Genomic DNA, 16,079 nt, shown 5'->3' on the forward strand with positions numbered 1-16,079 from the left:
TTCGCCGAGTGCTTGTGTACGGCCGCCCGGCGGGCAACGAGGAGCGAGTATCCACCACATCGTCATACCGGGAGCCCGCAGGGGCACCCGCGGGGAGGGGACGTGCCGCAGGTCATACCGGGTGCGTAATGTGGAGGTAATCCCGCGCCTCGATACTGAGGATTCCCCCGCCGTCCCCGGCTCCGCCGGGGGAGCGGTGCACAGGCCGTCTGAACTGCAAGGATGTGGCTATGGACAAGCAGCAGGAGTTCGTGCTCCGGACTCTCGAGGAGCGCGACATCCGGTTCGTGCGCCTGTGGTTCACCGATGTGCTGGGCTTCCTGAAGTCGGTGGCGGTCGCCCCGGCCGAGCTGGAGCAGGCCTTCGACGAGGGCATCGGCTTCGACGGCTCGGCCATCGAGGGCTTCGCCCGGGTCTACGAGTCCGACATGATCGCCCGTCCGGACCCGTCCACCTTCCAGATCCTGCCCTGGCGCGCGGAGGCCCCCGGCACCGCCCGGATGTTCTGCGACATCCGGATGCCCGACGGCTCCCCGTCCTTCGCGGACCCCCGCTTCGTCCTCAAGCGCATCCTGGCCAAGACCTCCGACCTCGGGTTCACCTTCTACACCCACCCCGAGATCGAGTTCTTCCTCCTCAAGGACAAGCCGCTGGACGGCACCCGCCCCGTCCCGGCCGACAACTCGGGCTACTTCGACCACACCCCGCAGAACGTGGGCATGGACTTCCGCCGCCAGGCGATCACGATGCTCGAATCCATGGGCATCTCCGTCGAGTTCAGCCACCACGAGGGTGCGCCGGGCCAGCAGGAGATCGACCTGCGGTACGCGGACGCGCTCTCCACCGCCGACAACATCATGACGTTCCGTCTGGTCATGAAGCAGGTCGCCCTGGAGCAGGGCGTCCAGGCCACGTTCATGCCGAAGCCGTTCTCGGAGTACCCCGGTTCGGGCATGCACACCCACCTCTCCCTCTTCGAGGGCGACCGCAACGCGTTCTACGAGTCGGGCGCCGAGTACCAGCTCTCCAAGGTGGGCCGCTCCTTCATCGCGGGCCTCCTGAAGCACGCCGCCGAGATCGCCGCGGTCACCAACCAGTGGGTCAACTCCTACAAGCGCATCTGGGGCGGCTCGGAGCGCACGGCCGGCGCGGGCGGCGAGGCCCCCTCGTACATCTGCTGGGGCCACAACAACCGCTCGGCCCTCATCCGCGTCCCCATGTACAAGCCCGGCAAGACCGGCTCCGCCCGCGTGGAGGTCCGCTCCCTCGACTCGGGCTGCAACCCCTACCTCGCCTACGCCCTCCTGCTGGCGTCCGGCCTCAAGGGCATCGAGGAGGGCTACGAACTGCCCGAAGGCGCCGACGACGACGTCTGGGCCCTCACCGACGCCGAGCGCCGCGCGATGGGCATCGAGCCCCTCCCGCAGAACCTCGGCGAGGCGATCGCCCTGATGGAACGCAGCGAACTGGTCGCGGAGACGCTGGGCGAGCACGTCTTCGACTTCTTCCTGCGCAACAAGAAGCAGGAGTGGGAGGAGTACCGCAGCGAGGTCACCGCGTTCGAACTGCGGAAGAACCTGCCGGTGCTGTAGGGCGGCCCGGGTTACGCGTCGTCAGAAACCAGGGGGCCGACGGTGGTTGACCGTCGGCCCCCTGGTGTGTGGCTGGCCCTGGGCCGTCTGAGGGCCGTGCGACGTCGGAACTGGTGCTGAGCCAAGAGCGGGCGACGGCCGTCCGGCAGTGCTGGCAGCCCCGACGCCTCCTGACTTCTGTAGGGCCTGCGGCTTCAACGCCTCTTGATCCGTAACTCTATGTAGGTCGGTCACCAGCGATCATATTGGCCGCATCAAGATCCAACGGAAGACCTACAAGTTCCTAACGGCTGCTTTGGTTGCGACTTCACTGCTGTACTGCTGCATGTGAAGTGCAGCCAATTGCAGAGGACTTCAGGGGGACGCATGCAGTGGTCGACTTTTGTAGCGACAGCTGTGGGCACGGCGCTTGGGGTACTCGCCACGCTCGTTCGGAGCGGGACCGTGACGTGCTGCGTGCTGCCTTCACGGAGTACCTCACGACCCTTTCGGCAGCCAAGGAAGCGTTCTCTCTGGCAGATCCCTCCTTTGAAGATGTCGGCAAGGGACACATCGCGATTGGTGAACATGGTGTCTACGCAGCGCGACAGCAACTGGAATTGGTGGCGCATCGGACGCTCGTCGACAAGGCCGGCCGCGCCACTCTCTCCATGGTCGACTTTCATGACGCGGTGGTTGCCGGCCACACGACGGACTCCCGTGAGTACGTCGGTGTTTGGCGAGCCGCCCGCCATACTCGGGCAGCTTTGATCGACGAGGCGCGGAAGGCTCTGCAACGAAGCTATGGCAGGAGACTCGCAGCGTGGGAAGCACCTTTGACCCACGGCAAGTTAGGAGTCTGACCTGCGGGGGAGCGTTCTAACTGGGCAGTGGTGCCGACGCTTGCTTGTCCGCGATTCCCCGTGGTTCCCAGGTCGATCCGGCACGCGACTGGGCCGGCTATCTGCCGGAGTCCGGTGAGGACTACTCAGGGCGTCGATGGTGCGCCACACGTATGGCCACCCAGTGGGCTGCCGCTTAGCCCAGCGCTTTGGCTTCCGCCGGGAGGCACCCCTAGGCGCCGGTTGTCGGGTCAGGGCGACCGTACCGCGCTGCGGTTCCGGTGGGAATCAGGTCAGAGATTGGCTCGTACTCGTCTTCTGATCGGAATAGTCGGCGAGGTCATGTACCTCTGGATCTTGCATCGCATCCCATATCTGGCACCCCGCCAACACTCCTGAGCGCGATGCAAGATGGGGAGAGGCATGCCTAAGAAGTACGCGTACGAACTGCCGGAGCACCGGGTGGAGCACGGTGTCTGCATCCCCGTCGAAGACCTCAAGATTGACGAGAAGGCGCAGCGGGTACTGAACGAGCCCCGGGCGCGAAGCATGGCCAACAACCTGGTGCCTGAGGCGCTTGGCGCCATCGTTGTCTCCCAACGCACCAACGGCGATCATTATATTGTCGACGGCATGCACCGGTGGCACGTCTGCAAGCTCACCGGTATTCCGGAGATTGTGGCTGAGGTCCACCATGGGTTGGATCAGCAGGAAGAGGCGATCCTCTTCCTGATCAAGAACCGCGAGTCGAGCAAGCCGACGCCACTTGACGAATACAAGATCGGGTTGACGGCGGGAATCCCTCTATTCGTCGACACGGAGTCCGCCTGCGAAAGCGGAACCTTGCGATGGGTTCCACGGGGACGAACATGGTTGGCGCTGTGGCCGGCGTCCTTCGGATCACCGACCTCTATGGTCCCGAGACACTCGAGCGAACGTTGAGGGTTGCCGAGGACGCCTGGGGGCGAACCAAGGAGACCTGGGACGGCATGCTGCTCGGCGGCATCGGCATGTTCATCGGCAAGCATGGGGACGACATCGACGACAGGGCGCTCTCCGAGAAGATCGGAAAGAAGGATCCCGCCTTCCGATGGAGGGCCAACATCACAGCCCTCGCGTCGGCTGGCGGAACGCGCCACAGTGGTACTGGCTCTCGGATCAGCACTTGCTACACGCTGATCGTCACTGAGTGGGACAAGGGTAGACGCAAGGAGAACCGCATCGGGGTCTGACCCTGACGCGCATCAGTCCAGTGTGTCTCACTGACCACGAACGATCTTGAGATCCGTTCCTGATCGCTGTCATGACCAAGGTCTACGTTGCGCTGTGTGGATGATCAGACGTACGACCATGCCTACCGCGGTCGGCGAGCATCGCTGACGACCCTGACGGGCGATCCCGTGCTCCTTGCACGGTGGCGGGAGCGGCCGCTCTGGGTTCGCTCACCGAGTTGGAGCTCTTCCTGAGGCGCATGGATACTGCCCCGCTCTGACAGCGCCTGTCCCCTACGGGGTGTTCGCCGCCGGTGCGCAGGCCTTTGCTATTTAGGACAGACCCTGGAGACCTAGCACCGCCTGAGGGACCTGCCAGTGGGCGAGAGTCACCACTTGGCCAACACGGTGCCGCCCGAACTTGGGGCGGGTGCTTGTGATCCGCTGGCCGCTGCTGCCCCCCCCGAAGCGCTCGCTGACGAACAGTTGTCGGCCGAGGAGATGGGCCGAACTGTGTACGGCCTCGCGTTGGATCAGCCCTGCAGGTGGCAGCAGCACCGCCGTTGAATAGTCGCCGGCGGCACATGTCCGGCGACTGGCAGCCGCGAAACCTCGCACACAGCCGCTCCCGAGGTGCCGTCCATGCGCAATCCACACCGGGCCTGACCCAACTGGTCTTTGCTGCCTGGTCAGCCCTCTCGGGGGCGGAGATGCCAGAGCGCTCAGCGGTCGTCGATATCGGGACTGGGGCGAGTGGTGTTCCCGACAGCACAGCATCAGGCACCAGGTTGCTGAGGGACGGCGGCGCGAGCGGTGAGGGTTGCACCTCACCGCCCGTACCGTCCGTTTCTGAGTTGGTCAAGGTGAAAGCCCGAACTAGGGGCCGTCTGCGGTCCGTCAAAGAGCGCCTGGCAACGACCATCAGCGCCTCTGCTTTTGCTGTTCAGCGGTCCCGCACCTGACATACGTAGAGGCCGCCGGAACGGCTCACCGTTTTCTGCGAAACGAGAAGCAGGAGTGAGAGGAGTGTCGCTCCGAGGTGACCGCCTGCGAGCTGCGGAAGAACTCTGCCGGTGCCGTAGCGGGGCGGGCGGTCTGCGTAGGTTTGGCATCGCCACATATCAAGGGAGCCACCAGGTCGTTGACTGGGTGGCCCCTCACTAATGGCTCTGTGCCCGAGCTGGCGAGTGCAGTGCTTCTAGAATCGCTCGGCTTCGTACACGATTGAACGTCCTGTGACCTCTTCGATGAGGTCGATAAGAAGGTTCAGTCGTTCCCTCAGAAATGCCTCGTAGGAGCGCTGTATCAAGCCCCCCTCCGCACTGGATTCGATGAGGTGGGACTCTACGACCTCGGCAAATTTCTTTTGCGATGCGGATTCCTGGCCCTCGACATAATCCGCCAAGTGGCGATCTCGCACTACGCGGCGAGTCTCTTTGTCTACCAGAACTCTATTCAAAATAAGATCCGGGTCCCGGAGCTCGCCGTCTTCGAGAGCAGATCCCGGAATTGTATCCTTCGGAAATGCTCGAATGTGGCCGAGATTCGTCGATCCGATACTCGAAATCGCCTGAGCGGAGGAGAAATCCTTAGCTCCTGATCGGATCAATAGTGTCATGACGCCGCGAAATAGGGCCTTGCGATTCGCGCGGGCCAACAAGAGATCGTAATCCACGAGGTTGAAGTTTCCAACTGCCTCGGGAAGACGCTTCGAGTCCTCGGAGAATAGCCAATCCTTGAGCGTGCGGTAATCTGCACCGGCTTGACTATTGGCGCCTTGATCGTAGTTCTCGGAGAAGACGGAACACCAGTAGAAGTGGCCCATTTTCTCTATGGCTTCCATTTTGGCTTTGGAGCGCAGGTCGGCGATCTCCGAGAATACGGCAGCCATGGGTACCAGGATCATGCTATAAGGCAGCCACGAACTCGATACAACGCCGCACTGGCTCTTGAGGTAGTCAAGAGTGTCAGACATTCCAGAAACCGCAGCGTCCCAGTGGGTGAGGATGTGCTGAGAGCTCAGCTTATTCAGCACGTCTGCCCGTTGCGCAGTCCCGTGTGCCCGGAGTGAGATTGTTTGGAGAAGGCTGTATGCGTCGATCCCGAACTCGCTGATCAACGGATAGCGACTCAACGCCGCCTCCCATAGGTCGCGCATATGCACGCCCTGAGGGTAGAATTTTGCCGTGAGGAGGTCAAATGGCGTGAGCTCTTTGCCGGTTCTGTTCAGAGTTTCAAAGATGTTGCAGACTGCTACTAGTGGCGTACTGGCGGGCAGGTCAACAACGGGGAAGGCGTAAGACTCGAGTGGCTGCAGGTAGCTGTCGCGGAACTGGTTGAGGAGCTCTTCCAGCTCATCCGAAGCGTCCCGATCCGATTCCACGGCTCTCGATAGTTTTTTGAACCATGGCCGAAGTCGATCGTACTCTGACACCGGGAAGGTAGCATTGCTGATTTGCCACTGCTCGTCATTCGGATTAAATCGTGAACGCGATCGGGAGTCATGCGCGAAGATCGCATCGTCCAACTCAACCTCGTCGAGTGACCGCAGAGTTCCCGCTTCTCGATCGATGAAAGGCCAGACGCGAATAAAGAATTTGTGGTCGCCGGTCCCGGTTAGTGCCTGATAGATGGAAGTGAGGCGCTGTTGGCCATCGAGCACAAGACGGTTCGGTCGATGGTCCGATTCTGCTACTCCATCAAAGTATCTATAACCGAAACTCAATTGATCATTTTGTGCCCACGTGAGCAAGGTGCCTGCGGGGTATCGAGAAATAATAGACTTGAGTAGTTCGACGGTACGCTTGGGCTCCCAAACGAAGCTGCGCTGAAAGTCTGGTAGAGCGATTACGCCTTTCTTGATTGCGACGACAAGGGAGCCCGTTGACTCGGGTAGGGCTTTGAACACGGGGTCTTCTTTGAACATGGACGACATTGTGCCCTAGCCTTTCCTTGTTTGGTTAAGTGCGGAAAAGAGTGAGCGCCGAACCTCGTCGACGCTTTGAAATCGATCGCCGGGCTCCTCGGCTACACACCTGATTACAGTCTGCTTGAATTCCAGAGGTATTTCACTGAGTCGGTTACCGCCTGGTGGCGGCGTGCTCCAAGTGAAGCAGTGTACTAGTATCTTGCCAATTGAATAGATGTCCGCTGTTGGGCCCACGATGTGCGCGTCATCGTATTGCTCTGGAGCGGCGTAAAGCAGCGTTCCTACAAGTCTTTCAGCCTGCGTGATCCTAAGGCTCTCGGAGTTGATGTTCCTGCAGAATCCGAAGTCGGAGACTACCCACTCGTCTTCTACCAAGAGGATGTTGTTGGGCTTCAAGTCGCGGTGAATCACGCCCTCTCCGTGGGCATACTCCATGCCATCGAGGATTTTATGGACTACGTGCAGCGCCCATTCGATGCTCTTCCTGTCGGACTGCAGGAAGTCCTGCAGGGAGGCTTTTGCGAGCGGCATGGCGTACCAGGGTCTTGGGCGCCCCGAAGATCCGAGGATCGGCATAATGTTGACGTGGTTCAGGCGGCTCTGCTCGCGGACCTCTCGCAGGAATCTGGTTCGTTCCTGTTCGGCCTCATTTATGCTGGTCTTCTTGTTCCCTGCTGGACTCAAGTACTTGAGTGCGACTTCCTGTCCTGTGTCCACGTTCATGCCGCGATGGACTACGGCCTGCCCGCCAACGGCGATGCGTGCGAGCTTCCTGTATTGCGGTGCCATCCCAGCCTCTCGCCCGTAGGTCGCAGAAGTCTAGCCTCGATCGACCTACGGTCGGGAAGGCGTGGCGCCTCCACTGGCCAAAGATCAGAGCCGGTTCGTGCCAACACTCAAGAGGTGGCAGGTCACGGAGACTTGAGAGGGCGCGGTACGACGGCGATGGCGATCTTGAAGTCTGTGCACCGCTTTGCTGGCCGGTAGTCTCCGGACTGCGGAAGGTCTGCGACGCCGTGATGTGGCGGTCAGGGCCTCGACACCTGGCGGAACATTCGGCTCCGGGGTGTTCCACGACTAGAAAAGCGGCCGGCCTCATAAGGCCTACGCAGCGCGCCGGTCCAGCGCTGCCCGCAACCTGTCGACGTCCGGGGCGGCCCGCTTCGACAGGATCGTGGGGGTGGGGGCGTCTCGTGTGCCGAGAGCCCTCGTACAGGTCGGTCGCCTCGACGAGAACTGATGGGAGCCCCGGTGCACGGCCGCGTTGAGGTTCAGGTAGAAGTCCCTCTTCGCGTGCAGAACTTGGAGCTGCTTATCTGTGGTGGCGGCCGAATCCAGATAGACGAGGCACGCCCCGCTGTCCAAAGTCCGGGCCAGGATGGAGAGAGTCCTCGCGGACCCGTTCCGTGTCGATTGCCGCCGTGCGGTCGCCGTCCGTCGTCGTGCTCGTCCCCCAGCACCCCTGTGCCATGCGTGTTTCATTCGCCGACAGGTGACGGTAGGAATTCTTACAGGGTCCAAGCGTTAGCATGAGGCACGTGGATCATGACGCGCCCCCTACCTCCATCGGTCACGGGTCCCCGATGGGAACTCTTCCTCCCCCTCGCCCTCGTGAACACCCGGTTGATGCTCAGCCACGGCCAGCTAACCTTCCTCGAGGACACCGACGCCGCGCGGGTCGTACGCAGTGAACTGCATTCGCACCAGGCGGTGTTGAGCGGTCGTCAGGCCGGGCGTCTTCGGGCGCTGCGCGAGGCCTTGCGGGAGTTGTGTGCCGCGCGGGCGGAGGGGGGACGCGTCCCCGGTGGCGCGCCTGGACGTGCTGAACGCTGTGATGGCCGCCGCGCCCCGCCTTTGTCTGGATCAGCCGTGAGCCGCGCCGACGAACTCGGTCCCGCGAATCCAGTCGGCGCCGCCCTCTGGCCGCTCGCCGAGGATGCGGTCGTCCTGTGCACTGGTGCGTTCGCCAGCCGGTTCGCGTCCTGCGCTGCACCCACTGGTTCGTGCAATCCCACGCGGCCCGCCGCTGGTGCACTATCAAGTGCGGCCACTGGGTGCGGCCCGCCCGTCGCTACGCCTCCCCCGAGTCGTCCAACCAGCAACCAGCGCACTACGCAAGGGAATTGCCATGCCATTCGTCACCGTCGAATACTCCGAGCGGCTCGCCGACACGTTCGACCGGCGGGCCTTCGCCCGTGAGGTCCACGAGGTCGCGCCCACGGGGATCAACGCCTCCACCGAGGCCTTCAAGACCCGGTTCCGGGTGATCGAGGAGTCGTACTTCGGCGCGGACGAGGACGACATCGACGCCGTCTTCATCCAGGTCGCCATCCTCTCCGGACGCACCCCGAAGGCCATCGAGGTGCTGAGCGAGACGGTCCTGGAGATCGCCCGCAAGCATGTGACCGGGGTCGAGGGGCGGCGCCTGCACGTCCTGGTCGAGACCCGCGAGATGGAGCGGGACTTCTACCGGGCGCACAAGGACTGATACCCCGCGCCGGTCAGCCCGGGTGGGCCGGAGCGTCCGGTGCCGGCCGGCCCGGAGGTGTCCCGCGCAGGTCAGCCCAGGTAGGCCGGGGCGAGCCCCGCCGTCAGGAGGCGGCGGGGCTTTCCCGTGCCGTCGGCGGGGACGGTGTACAGGTCGGTCCCGTAGTCGCCGGCCAGGGCGTAGGCGACGGTGCCGTCGTCCTGCCAGACCGCCTGGTCGTCGACGCTGCGCGGCTCCGCGAGCGCGGTCTCGCGCATCGTCGCCAGGTCCAGGGCGTACAGCCGCCACGGCGCGTCGGCCGACAGGCCCGGTACCCGCTTCTTGTAGACGATCCGGGTGCCGTCGGGGGAGAGCGATGGGCACTCGACGTTGGTGTGCAGCGCTGTCACTGTGCGCGCCGCGAGGTCGCCCCGTACGAGGTAGGTGTGGCCGCCCGTCGCCATCGTCGCGTAGAAGTGCCGGTCGTCGGCGGCGAAGGTGACGCCCCAGAAGTTGGTGTCGGCGGCGTGGTGCTCCTTGCCGTCCAGCGTGGCGGTGAAGTCCTCGAGCGATGAGGTGAGTTGACCGCTCCTGGTGTCGAGGACCGCCGTGCGGGTGGAGAAGTTGGTGCCCGCGTACGAGTCGCCGCCCACGAACACCGTCCAGGCCACCCAGCGACCGCTGGGCGAGACCCGGGCGCGGGTCGGGATGCCGGGCAGGCTGTAGTGGGCGCGTTCCTTGAGCCCGGCGTCGAGGACCACCGCGCGGTAGGTGTCCGTCACCGTGCCGCGCTCGGCCTGGAGACAGATGCCGGTGCCCGCAGCCGCGTAGAAGCGCAGGCACTTCACGCCGGACGCGGTGCGCGGGCCCGCCGGGTCGGTCGCCGCGACCGTGACCAGCTCGTCGCGGTGCGGGCCCCACGCCATGTTGCGGAACACGATCCTGTCCTCGTGCCCGGGTCCCAACGAGACTGCCTCCGCGCTTACTTGGGGTCCGCCGGCCTGGGTCTGGTTCTTGCGGTCCGCGCGGCTCGCGGCGTGCAGCAGGGACGCGGTGGCCACGCCGGCCAGGACCGCCAGGGCCGCTACGAAGACCAGGATCTTGTTGCGCAGGGTCAAGGCCGGGCTTCTTTCGGGGAGTTCGCGGGCCGGAGCAGGAAGGCGCCCACCGCGCACGCGCTCAGGACGGCGGCCGCCGTGCCGAGCGCGGTGCGGTCGCCCCACGCCGTCCAGGCCGCGCCGAAGGCGATCGAGCAGGCGAAGCGGGCCAGCGCCTGACCCGTCTGGATCAACGCGAGGCCGGAGGAACGGAGTTCGGCCGGGACCGACCCGGCGGCCGCGGCCATCAGGACGCCGTCGGTCGCCGCGTAGAACCCGCCGTGCAGGGCCAGCGTGAGGAAGGGCAGTGCCGTTCCCTGCCAGCCGGTCAGGAGGAGTACGTACGCGAGGAGCAGGGCCGCGTGGCCGCCGAGGAACACCTGCCAGCGTCCCACCTTGTCGGCGAGCCGCCCCAGCGGCACCGCCAGGAGCAGGAAGGCGGCCGCCGTGCCGAGGGGGAGCAGGGCGAACCAGCGGTCGGGCACGCCCAGCCGGTGCTGGAGGAGGAGATAGACGAAGGAGTCGCTCACCGTCGCGAGGCCCAACAGCAGCGCGGCGAGCGTCAGTTGACGCACCGGACGCAGGCGCAGCAGGGTCAGGGCCGCTTTCAGGGAGGGGCGCGGCGCGCCTTTTGGTGGGGCGGTGAGCGGGGTGCGCGCGGGGACGAAGAGCAGCAGGACGAGGACGCCGAGGGCCGCCACGCAGAAGCTCACCGTGAACACCGCGTCATAGCCGTCGGCCGCCTGACGCAAAATCAGGAACGCGGTGAGCGGGCCGAGCATGGCTCCCGCCGTGTCCATCGCGCGGTGCACCCCGAACGCCCGGCCGCGGGCCTCGGGCGCGGAGGCGAGGGAGATCAGCGCGTCGCGCGGGGCGGTGCGCAGGCCCTTGCCGGTGCGGTCCGCGGCGAGCACCGCCCCGATCATCGGCAGTGAACTCGCCACCAGGAGAAGGGGTTTGCACAGCGCGGACAGGCCGTAGCCGAGCACCGCCACCGCCTTGTGGCGGCCGCCCCGGTCGGCGAGATGGCCGCCGACGAGCCGGACGAGCGCGCTGAAGCCGTTGTACACCCCGTCGAGCAGGCCGAAGCCGAGCGGGGACAGGCCGAGGCCGGTCACCAGGTACAGCGGCAGGACGGCGGTGACCATCTCCGACGAGACGTCCGTGACCAGGCTGACCGCGCCGAGCGCGAACACGGTGGGGGCGATCGCCGAACGCCGCCCGGACCCGGTCCGGGCGGCGTCGGCGGGGGCGGCGGGAGTGCCGCGACTGTCCGCTACGTACACGTCAGTTGGCCCAGATCCCCGTGATGTCGGTGGAGCCCGCGGCCTGTCCGGCGTGCGAGGTGCCGTACATGTCCTCGATCGTGCGCAGCAGGTTGTAGTGGTTGTAGGTGGCCGAGGACGACGAGCCCGGGGTCACCTGCTGGCCGTACAGGACCGTCGGGATCCTGTTGCCGGCGAGGCGGTTGTCCTCGTCGAAGGTGACGACGAGCAGACTCTTGTGGGTCTTGGCCCAGGTCGCGTACGCGCCCAGGTTGTTCTTCAGCCAGGTGTCGCCCGTGGAGACCGAGCAGTCGTGCATGTCGCTGCACAGGTTCGGCGTGACGAACGAGACCTGCGGCAGCTTGGTGTAGTCGGTGGGGAACTGGGCGAAGGTGTACGCCGAGGACGTGGGCACGTTGGAGAAGCCGAACCACGGGTTGTGCTTCTGCGCGTACTTGCCGCTGGTGCACTTCGTGGAGCCCTGGCTGGGCAGCGTCTCGTTGTAGCTCGCCCAGGTCTTCCCGGCCGCGATCAGCTCGGAGGCCAGGTTGGGCGCGGAGGAGAAGCCGGGGGTCACACAGCTGTCGTCGGTGACGCCCTGCGTCGAGCCGGAGAACAGCGCGTAGTAGTTCGGCTGGCTCGGGTGCGTCTCGGCGTACGAGGCGGGCAGGCTGGCGCCGCCGGACTTCAGCGAGTTGATGTACGGGGCGCCGGAGCTGCCGATGACCTGGTCGTAGGCGTGGTTCTCGAAGACCACGACCACCACGTGGTCGGGGGTGGGAACGCTCGCCGCGGCTTGCGCCGAGGACGTGCCGCCGAGGCCGGCCCACAGGCCGGCGGATGCGGCCGCGAGGCCCAGGGCGGACAAGAGGGCGGTGCGGGTGCGGCGCGGTCTGGGCTCGCCGAACACGGCTACCTCCGGAATGAGGGGGAGGCGGGCGGGGCGCCCGCCGATGGCGGTGCACCCACGGGCGGCGGTGCACCGCAGAGATTAGGGGTGTCCATGTCAACCGGGAAGGTGGAAGTGGGTGAAGACCCGGGGAACGTACCGTGCCCGAGGCGGTGGCACCCTCGGGAACGGAGCCCCGTCCCCTACCTTGGGGCGAATGACCAGCTCCACCCCTCACCCCGGTCCTGGCAGCCCCCGAACGCTCGATCGCACGCCGTTCTTCGACAACGCCAAGTTCCTGCTGATCGCCCTGGTCGCCCTCGGCCACACCTGGGAAGGCGTGATCACCCCGCACACGCCGGTCCTCAGAGCCGTGCACAACCTGGTCTACGGCTTTCACATGCCGGCCTTCATCCTGCTCTGCGGCTACTTCTCCCGGGGCTTCACCGGGCGGCCCGACCAGATCCGGCGGCTGCTCACCGGGGTACTGGTGCCGTACCTGATCTTCGAGACCATCTACAGCCTCGTGTACCACTGGCTGCGCGGCACGGAACTCGTGATCACACCGACCTCGCCGACGTATCTGTGCTGGTTCCTCATCGCCCTCTTCGTCTGGCGGCTCACCACCCCGGTCTGGAAAGCCGTGCGGTATCCGCTGCCCATCGCGATCGTCGTCTCGCTCGTGGCGGGCACGACCCGGATCAGCGGCGAGCTCGCGCTCTCACGGGTCCTGATGTTCCTGCCGTGGTTCGTCCTGGGGCTGCGACTGCGCCCCGAACACTTCGCCAGGCTGCGCACCCGCACGGCCCGCCTCATCGCGGTGCCGGTGTTCGTGGGCGTCTTCGCGCTCGCCTGTCTGCTCTCGCCGAATCCGAGCGACGACTGGCTCTCCAGCGACGCCGACTACACCGCGCTGCACGTTTCACTCCTGCGGGACCTGCTGATCAGGCTGGCCCTGTTCGCGGTGTCCGCACTGCTGGTCGCGTCGTTCTTCGCCCTGGTCCCGGGCCGCCGGACGTGGCTGACCGGGCTCGGCGCCGTCACCCTCTATCCGTATCTGCTGCACGGGATCGTGCTGCGGGTCGCCGAGTACTACGGCGCCTTCCGGGCCTTGCGCGAGACGGGCGTTCCGGGCGAGCTGGTGCTGAGCGCCCTCGTGGTGGGGGTGGTCGTGCTGCTGTCGACGCCGCCGGTGCGTGCGGTGCTGCGCCCCCTGGTGGAGCCGCGCTTCCCGAAGTGGCTGGTGCCCCGGGCGGAGGCGGTGCCCGCACCCGCGACCGTGCCGTCGGCCGCCGCCGAGCGCGAGAAGACGCTCGCGCGCTGAGGGACCGGGCACCGGTCGGCTCCTGCCGTTCGGCGCCGGCCGGGTGCTTGCCGATCGGCTGTGGCCCAGCCCCGGCCGGTCAGTTCGCGGCGGGCTTCCAGGGGGCGGCCGGGCCGCCGGCGGTGCGCGTCCAGTACAGCCGGCCGTCCAGGCCGATCGCGGCGGCCACGGCGTCGTTGCCGTCCTGTACCGCCGAGGGGGCGCCGGTGAACAGGATGCCGCTGTCCGCCTTCCAGGCCGGGTCGGTGGCGTTCGGCTCCAGGGTGGCGAGGGCACCGGAGGCGGTGCGGCCGGTGACGAGCGGGCCCGCCGTGCCGACCATGCCGTAGCCGGAGGTGTCGCCGAGGTCGGTGGCCGCCGACGGCGTGGTGCCGGCGAACGTCACGCTCTGGACGTTGCCCGAGTCCGCCTGGCGGTAGTACACCCGCACCCCGTCGCCGTCCTGGCGGGCGGACAGCCCCGTCGTGTTCGGCGGCAGCCCGGTGTCCGACGCGCGTGCGGGCAGCGCGCCGCCCGGCGCCGGCTGGGCCCAGGTCAGCATCGTCCGGGGCGTGCTGGAGAAGACGTGGACGCGGCCCGTGGCGTCGGTGGTGGCGACCGGGTCCCCGACCAGGTTCGTGCCGCCGAGAGCGGCCCACGGCGTCCAGTCGCCCTTCGCGCCCAGGGTCGTGGCGTGCAGCTGGAGGTCACCGCCGCGCAGGAACACGGAGAGCTTTCCGGACCCGTCCACGGCCGCTGTCGGGGTGGACATGTCGAAGACGCCGTCGGTGCCGCTGCGGTCGGGCGAGCCGAGCGAGCGCCACGCGCCGAAGTGCCCGCCGGGAGTCGTCTGGACCGTGGCGACGACCTCGCGGCGGTAGTCGGTGAGCCCCGCACCGAACAGGGTGCGGGTGCCGAACACCGCGAGCCGGCCGTCCCGCAGACGCGTGGCGCTCACTCCGGAATCCATGCCGTCACCGGGCAGCAGCTCGGGCTCGCCCCACGCGGCGTCCGTGCCGGGCGCCCTGTGCCACACCGCGAGGCGCTGGTCGAGCACCCCGAACGCCCACAGGCTGCCGTCCGCGCCCGCCTGCAGCCAGGAGGTGGAGTTGGTGCGGCTGTACCGGATCGACTCGGCCCAGTTGGTGCCGTGCGGGTTGCTGGAGACCTTGCGGTCGCCGCAACCGGCGGCGCTGGCGCAGTAGTTGTCCTTCGGATCCATCCAGGCGTACGTCTTGACGATGTCGGCCTTGGCGTCGGTGGCCGGCTTGGCGAAGGTGTGCGGCAGGAAGCCGGTGTTGTAGCCGACGTAGTTCTGCACACTGAATCTCGGGTGGTTCGCCGACTTCGCGTACAGGGCCATCGCGGCCTGCGCGAAGCGGGCGCTGTAGGTGTGGTCCTGGTGGTCGACGATCTTGTGGAGCTTGCCCTCCTTGCCCGGGGTCGGGTCGAGGGTGCGCACATGGGTCGGGCGGAACTTCTCCATCAGCCCGGCCAGCGTCTTGACGACCTGGTCCTTGGTGTAGGCGAAGGGGTGGGCCGGGGTGCCCGAGGCCAGCTGCGAGGTCAGGGTGGCGACCTGGCCGTTCCACAGGCCGCGCAGGCTGTGCGGCTGGTTGCCGGAGACGGTCTCGGCCTCGTGCAGCTGCACCCACACGAGGTGGATCCCGGGGTGGCCGTCGAGCGTGTCGATCTCGGCGGTGCCGCCGCCGGCGGTCGGCAGCGAGGCGCGCGTCCACGAGCTGCCCCGGTCGCCGGTCGCCATCTGCGCGTAGGCCCCGCGTATGCCGTTCTGGCGGGCCTCGGAGTACGCGGCCCGGTCTGCCCGGGGCTTGGGGGTCCCCTTCTTGAGCGACGGCGAGTTCACGCCGTCCGACTCGCCCGCCGTGACGTACACGGAGGTGATGGGGCGGCCGGAGCGCAGCGACTGGCCGGTGTCCGGGTTCATGAAGAACAGGTCGTCGTCCGGGTGCGCCATGATCTGCATCACCGAGCCGCCGGTGGGCCGCACCGGGCCCGAGGACACCGTGGCCGGGGTGGCCGCGGCGTGGCCGCCGGGGGTCTCCGTGGCCTCGGTGTCGGACATGGCGAGTTCGGCGAAGACGCCGCCCGAGACGAGGACGGCGGCGAGCGTGGCGCCGGCGACGGCGCCACGGCGGGAGAGCAGCGCGGAGCGCAGCGGCAGCCTGGACTTCATGGGAGTGGTCTTTCGGTGCGGGCGGCCTGGGCGGCCGGTCAGTGCGTGAGCACGTCCTCGCCGAGCCCGGCCGTGAGTGCTCGATCAGGACTGGTCAGAACCTGATCGGCTGTAAAGACGAAAGCGCCGATAAGCGGGTTCATTTGGACGTCTCGGCAAATGATGTGGTCTTGATCACCTCGAATTGCCGCTATATCGGCACAAGTCGGACGTATGGGTGGCGAACTGGGCCCGGCGGGCGGGGAGTTCATGGGCGGAATGTCCGTGAAATTGCTGAATGTGAGGGTGGCGTCACGCTGAGACAGACG

At 66.5% G+C, this 16,079-nt stretch carries 14 protein-coding genes; 7 read left to right on the plus strand and 7 right to left on the minus strand.

Annotation, left to right across the window (positions count from 1 at the left end; all coding sequences use genetic code 11):
- Positions 1-230 precede the first annotated feature (230 nt).
- From ACFYZA_RS10540 to ACFYZA_RS10555, 4 genes are all read left to right on the plus strand, one after another.
- Positions 231-1,592 (plus strand): glutamine synthetase family protein, encoded by a 1,362-nt coding sequence (locus ACFYZA_RS10540; RefSeq protein ID WP_382600025.1) that lies wholly within the window; start codon positions 231-233, stop codon positions 1,590-1,592.
- 449 nt (positions 1,593-2,041) lie between these two features.
- Positions 2,042-2,434, plus strand: a complete 393-nt coding sequence (locus tag ACFYZA_RS10545) for a hypothetical protein (RefSeq protein WP_388489158.1) — start codon at positions 2,042-2,044, stop codon at positions 2,432-2,434.
- A gap of 402 nt (positions 2,435-2,836) precedes the next feature.
- Positions 2,837-3,355 carry a ParB N-terminal domain-containing protein gene (locus ACFYZA_RS10550; RefSeq protein WP_388489161.1) on the plus strand — a complete coding sequence of 173 codons (519 nt, stop codon included), beginning with the start codon at positions 2,837-2,839 and terminating at the stop codon, positions 3,353-3,355.
- A gap of 47 nt (positions 3,356-3,402) precedes the next feature.
- A complete protein-coding gene (locus ACFYZA_RS10555; RefSeq protein WP_388489164.1) occupies positions 3,403-3,645 on the plus strand; it encodes a hypothetical protein in 243 nt (80 codons plus the stop codon).
- Between the two features lie 1,177 nt (positions 3,646-4,822).
- Here ACFYZA_RS10555 and ACFYZA_RS10560 read toward each other — a convergent pair.
- The 3 genes from ACFYZA_RS10560 to ACFYZA_RS10570 all read right to left on the minus strand — a co-directional run bounded on the left by ACFYZA_RS10560 (position 4,823) and on the right by ACFYZA_RS10570 (position 8,035).
- Positions 4,823-6,550: a DUF262 domain-containing protein gene (locus ACFYZA_RS10560; protein WP_388489167.1), complete on the minus strand. Its 1,728-nt coding sequence runs from the start codon at positions 6,548-6,550 to the stop codon at positions 4,823-4,825.
- A 15-nt stretch (positions 6,551-6,565) separates the two neighbouring features.
- Positions 6,566-7,342 carry a serine/threonine protein kinase gene (locus ACFYZA_RS10565; RefSeq protein WP_388489170.1) on the minus strand — a complete coding sequence of 259 codons (777 nt, stop codon included), beginning with the start codon at positions 7,340-7,342 and terminating at the stop codon, positions 6,566-6,568.
- Between the two features lie 315 nt (positions 7,343-7,657).
- Positions 7,658-8,035, minus strand: a complete 378-nt coding sequence (locus ACFYZA_RS10570; protein ID WP_388489172.1) for an aminotransferase class V-fold PLP-dependent enzyme — start codon at positions 8,033-8,035, stop codon at positions 7,658-7,660.
- Positions 8,036-8,179: 144 nt separating this feature from the next.
- Here ACFYZA_RS10570 and ACFYZA_RS10575 point away from each other — a divergent pair, with 144 nt between their 5' ends.
- Both ACFYZA_RS10575 and ACFYZA_RS10580 read left to right on the plus strand, forming a co-directional pair.
- Entirely contained in the window at positions 8,180-8,752 is a 573-nt protein-coding gene (locus ACFYZA_RS10575) for an ABATE domain-containing protein (protein WP_388489439.1), read from the plus strand.
- A complete protein-coding gene (locus tag ACFYZA_RS10580) occupies positions 8,682-9,041 on the plus strand; it encodes a 5-carboxymethyl-2-hydroxymuconate Delta-isomerase (protein ID WP_388489175.1) in 360 nt (119 codons plus the stop codon). Before ACFYZA_RS10575 ends, ACFYZA_RS10580 begins: the two co-directional genes overlap by 71 nt.
- Positions 9,042-9,112: 71 nt before the next feature.
- Here the strand turns inward: ACFYZA_RS10580 and ACFYZA_RS10585 are convergent, their stop codons facing one another.
- The 3 genes from ACFYZA_RS10585 to ACFYZA_RS10595 are packed head-to-tail and all read right to left on the minus strand — an operon-like array spanning position 9,113 to position 12,292.
- Positions 9,113-10,138, minus strand: a complete 1,026-nt coding sequence (locus ACFYZA_RS10585) for a TolB family protein (RefSeq protein ID WP_388489178.1) — start codon at positions 10,136-10,138, stop codon at positions 9,113-9,115.
- On the minus strand, positions 10,135-11,403 hold the full coding sequence (locus ACFYZA_RS10590) for an MFS transporter (RefSeq protein WP_388489181.1): 1,269 nt from the start codon (positions 11,401-11,403) through the stop codon (positions 10,135-10,137). Before ACFYZA_RS10590 ends, ACFYZA_RS10585 begins: the two co-directional genes overlap by 4 nt.
- Before the next feature lies 1 nt (position 11,404).
- On the minus strand, positions 11,405-12,292 hold the full coding sequence (locus ACFYZA_RS10595; protein WP_382600014.1) for an alkaline phosphatase family protein: 888 nt from the start codon (positions 12,290-12,292) through the stop codon (positions 11,405-11,407).
- 196 nt (positions 12,293-12,488) lie between these two features.
- Here ACFYZA_RS10595 and ACFYZA_RS10600 point away from each other — a divergent pair, with 196 nt between their 5' ends.
- Positions 12,489-13,595: an acyltransferase family protein gene (locus ACFYZA_RS10600; RefSeq protein WP_388489184.1), complete on the plus strand. Its 1,107-nt coding sequence runs from the start codon at positions 12,489-12,491 to the stop codon at positions 13,593-13,595.
- Positions 13,596-13,674: 79 nt separating this feature from the next.
- Here the strand turns inward: ACFYZA_RS10600 and ACFYZA_RS10605 are convergent, their stop codons facing one another.
- On the minus strand, positions 13,675-15,771 hold the full coding sequence (locus ACFYZA_RS10605; protein WP_388489186.1) for a PIG-L family deacetylase: 2,097 nt from the start codon (positions 15,769-15,771) through the stop codon (positions 13,675-13,677).
- Between the last annotated feature and the right edge of the window lie 308 nt (positions 15,772-16,079).

Origin of the sequence: Streptomyces sp. NPDC001828, from assembly GCF_042892175.1 — a bacterium.
Taxonomy (GTDB): Bacteria; Actinomycetota; Actinomycetes; order Streptomycetales; family Streptomycetaceae; genus Streptomyces.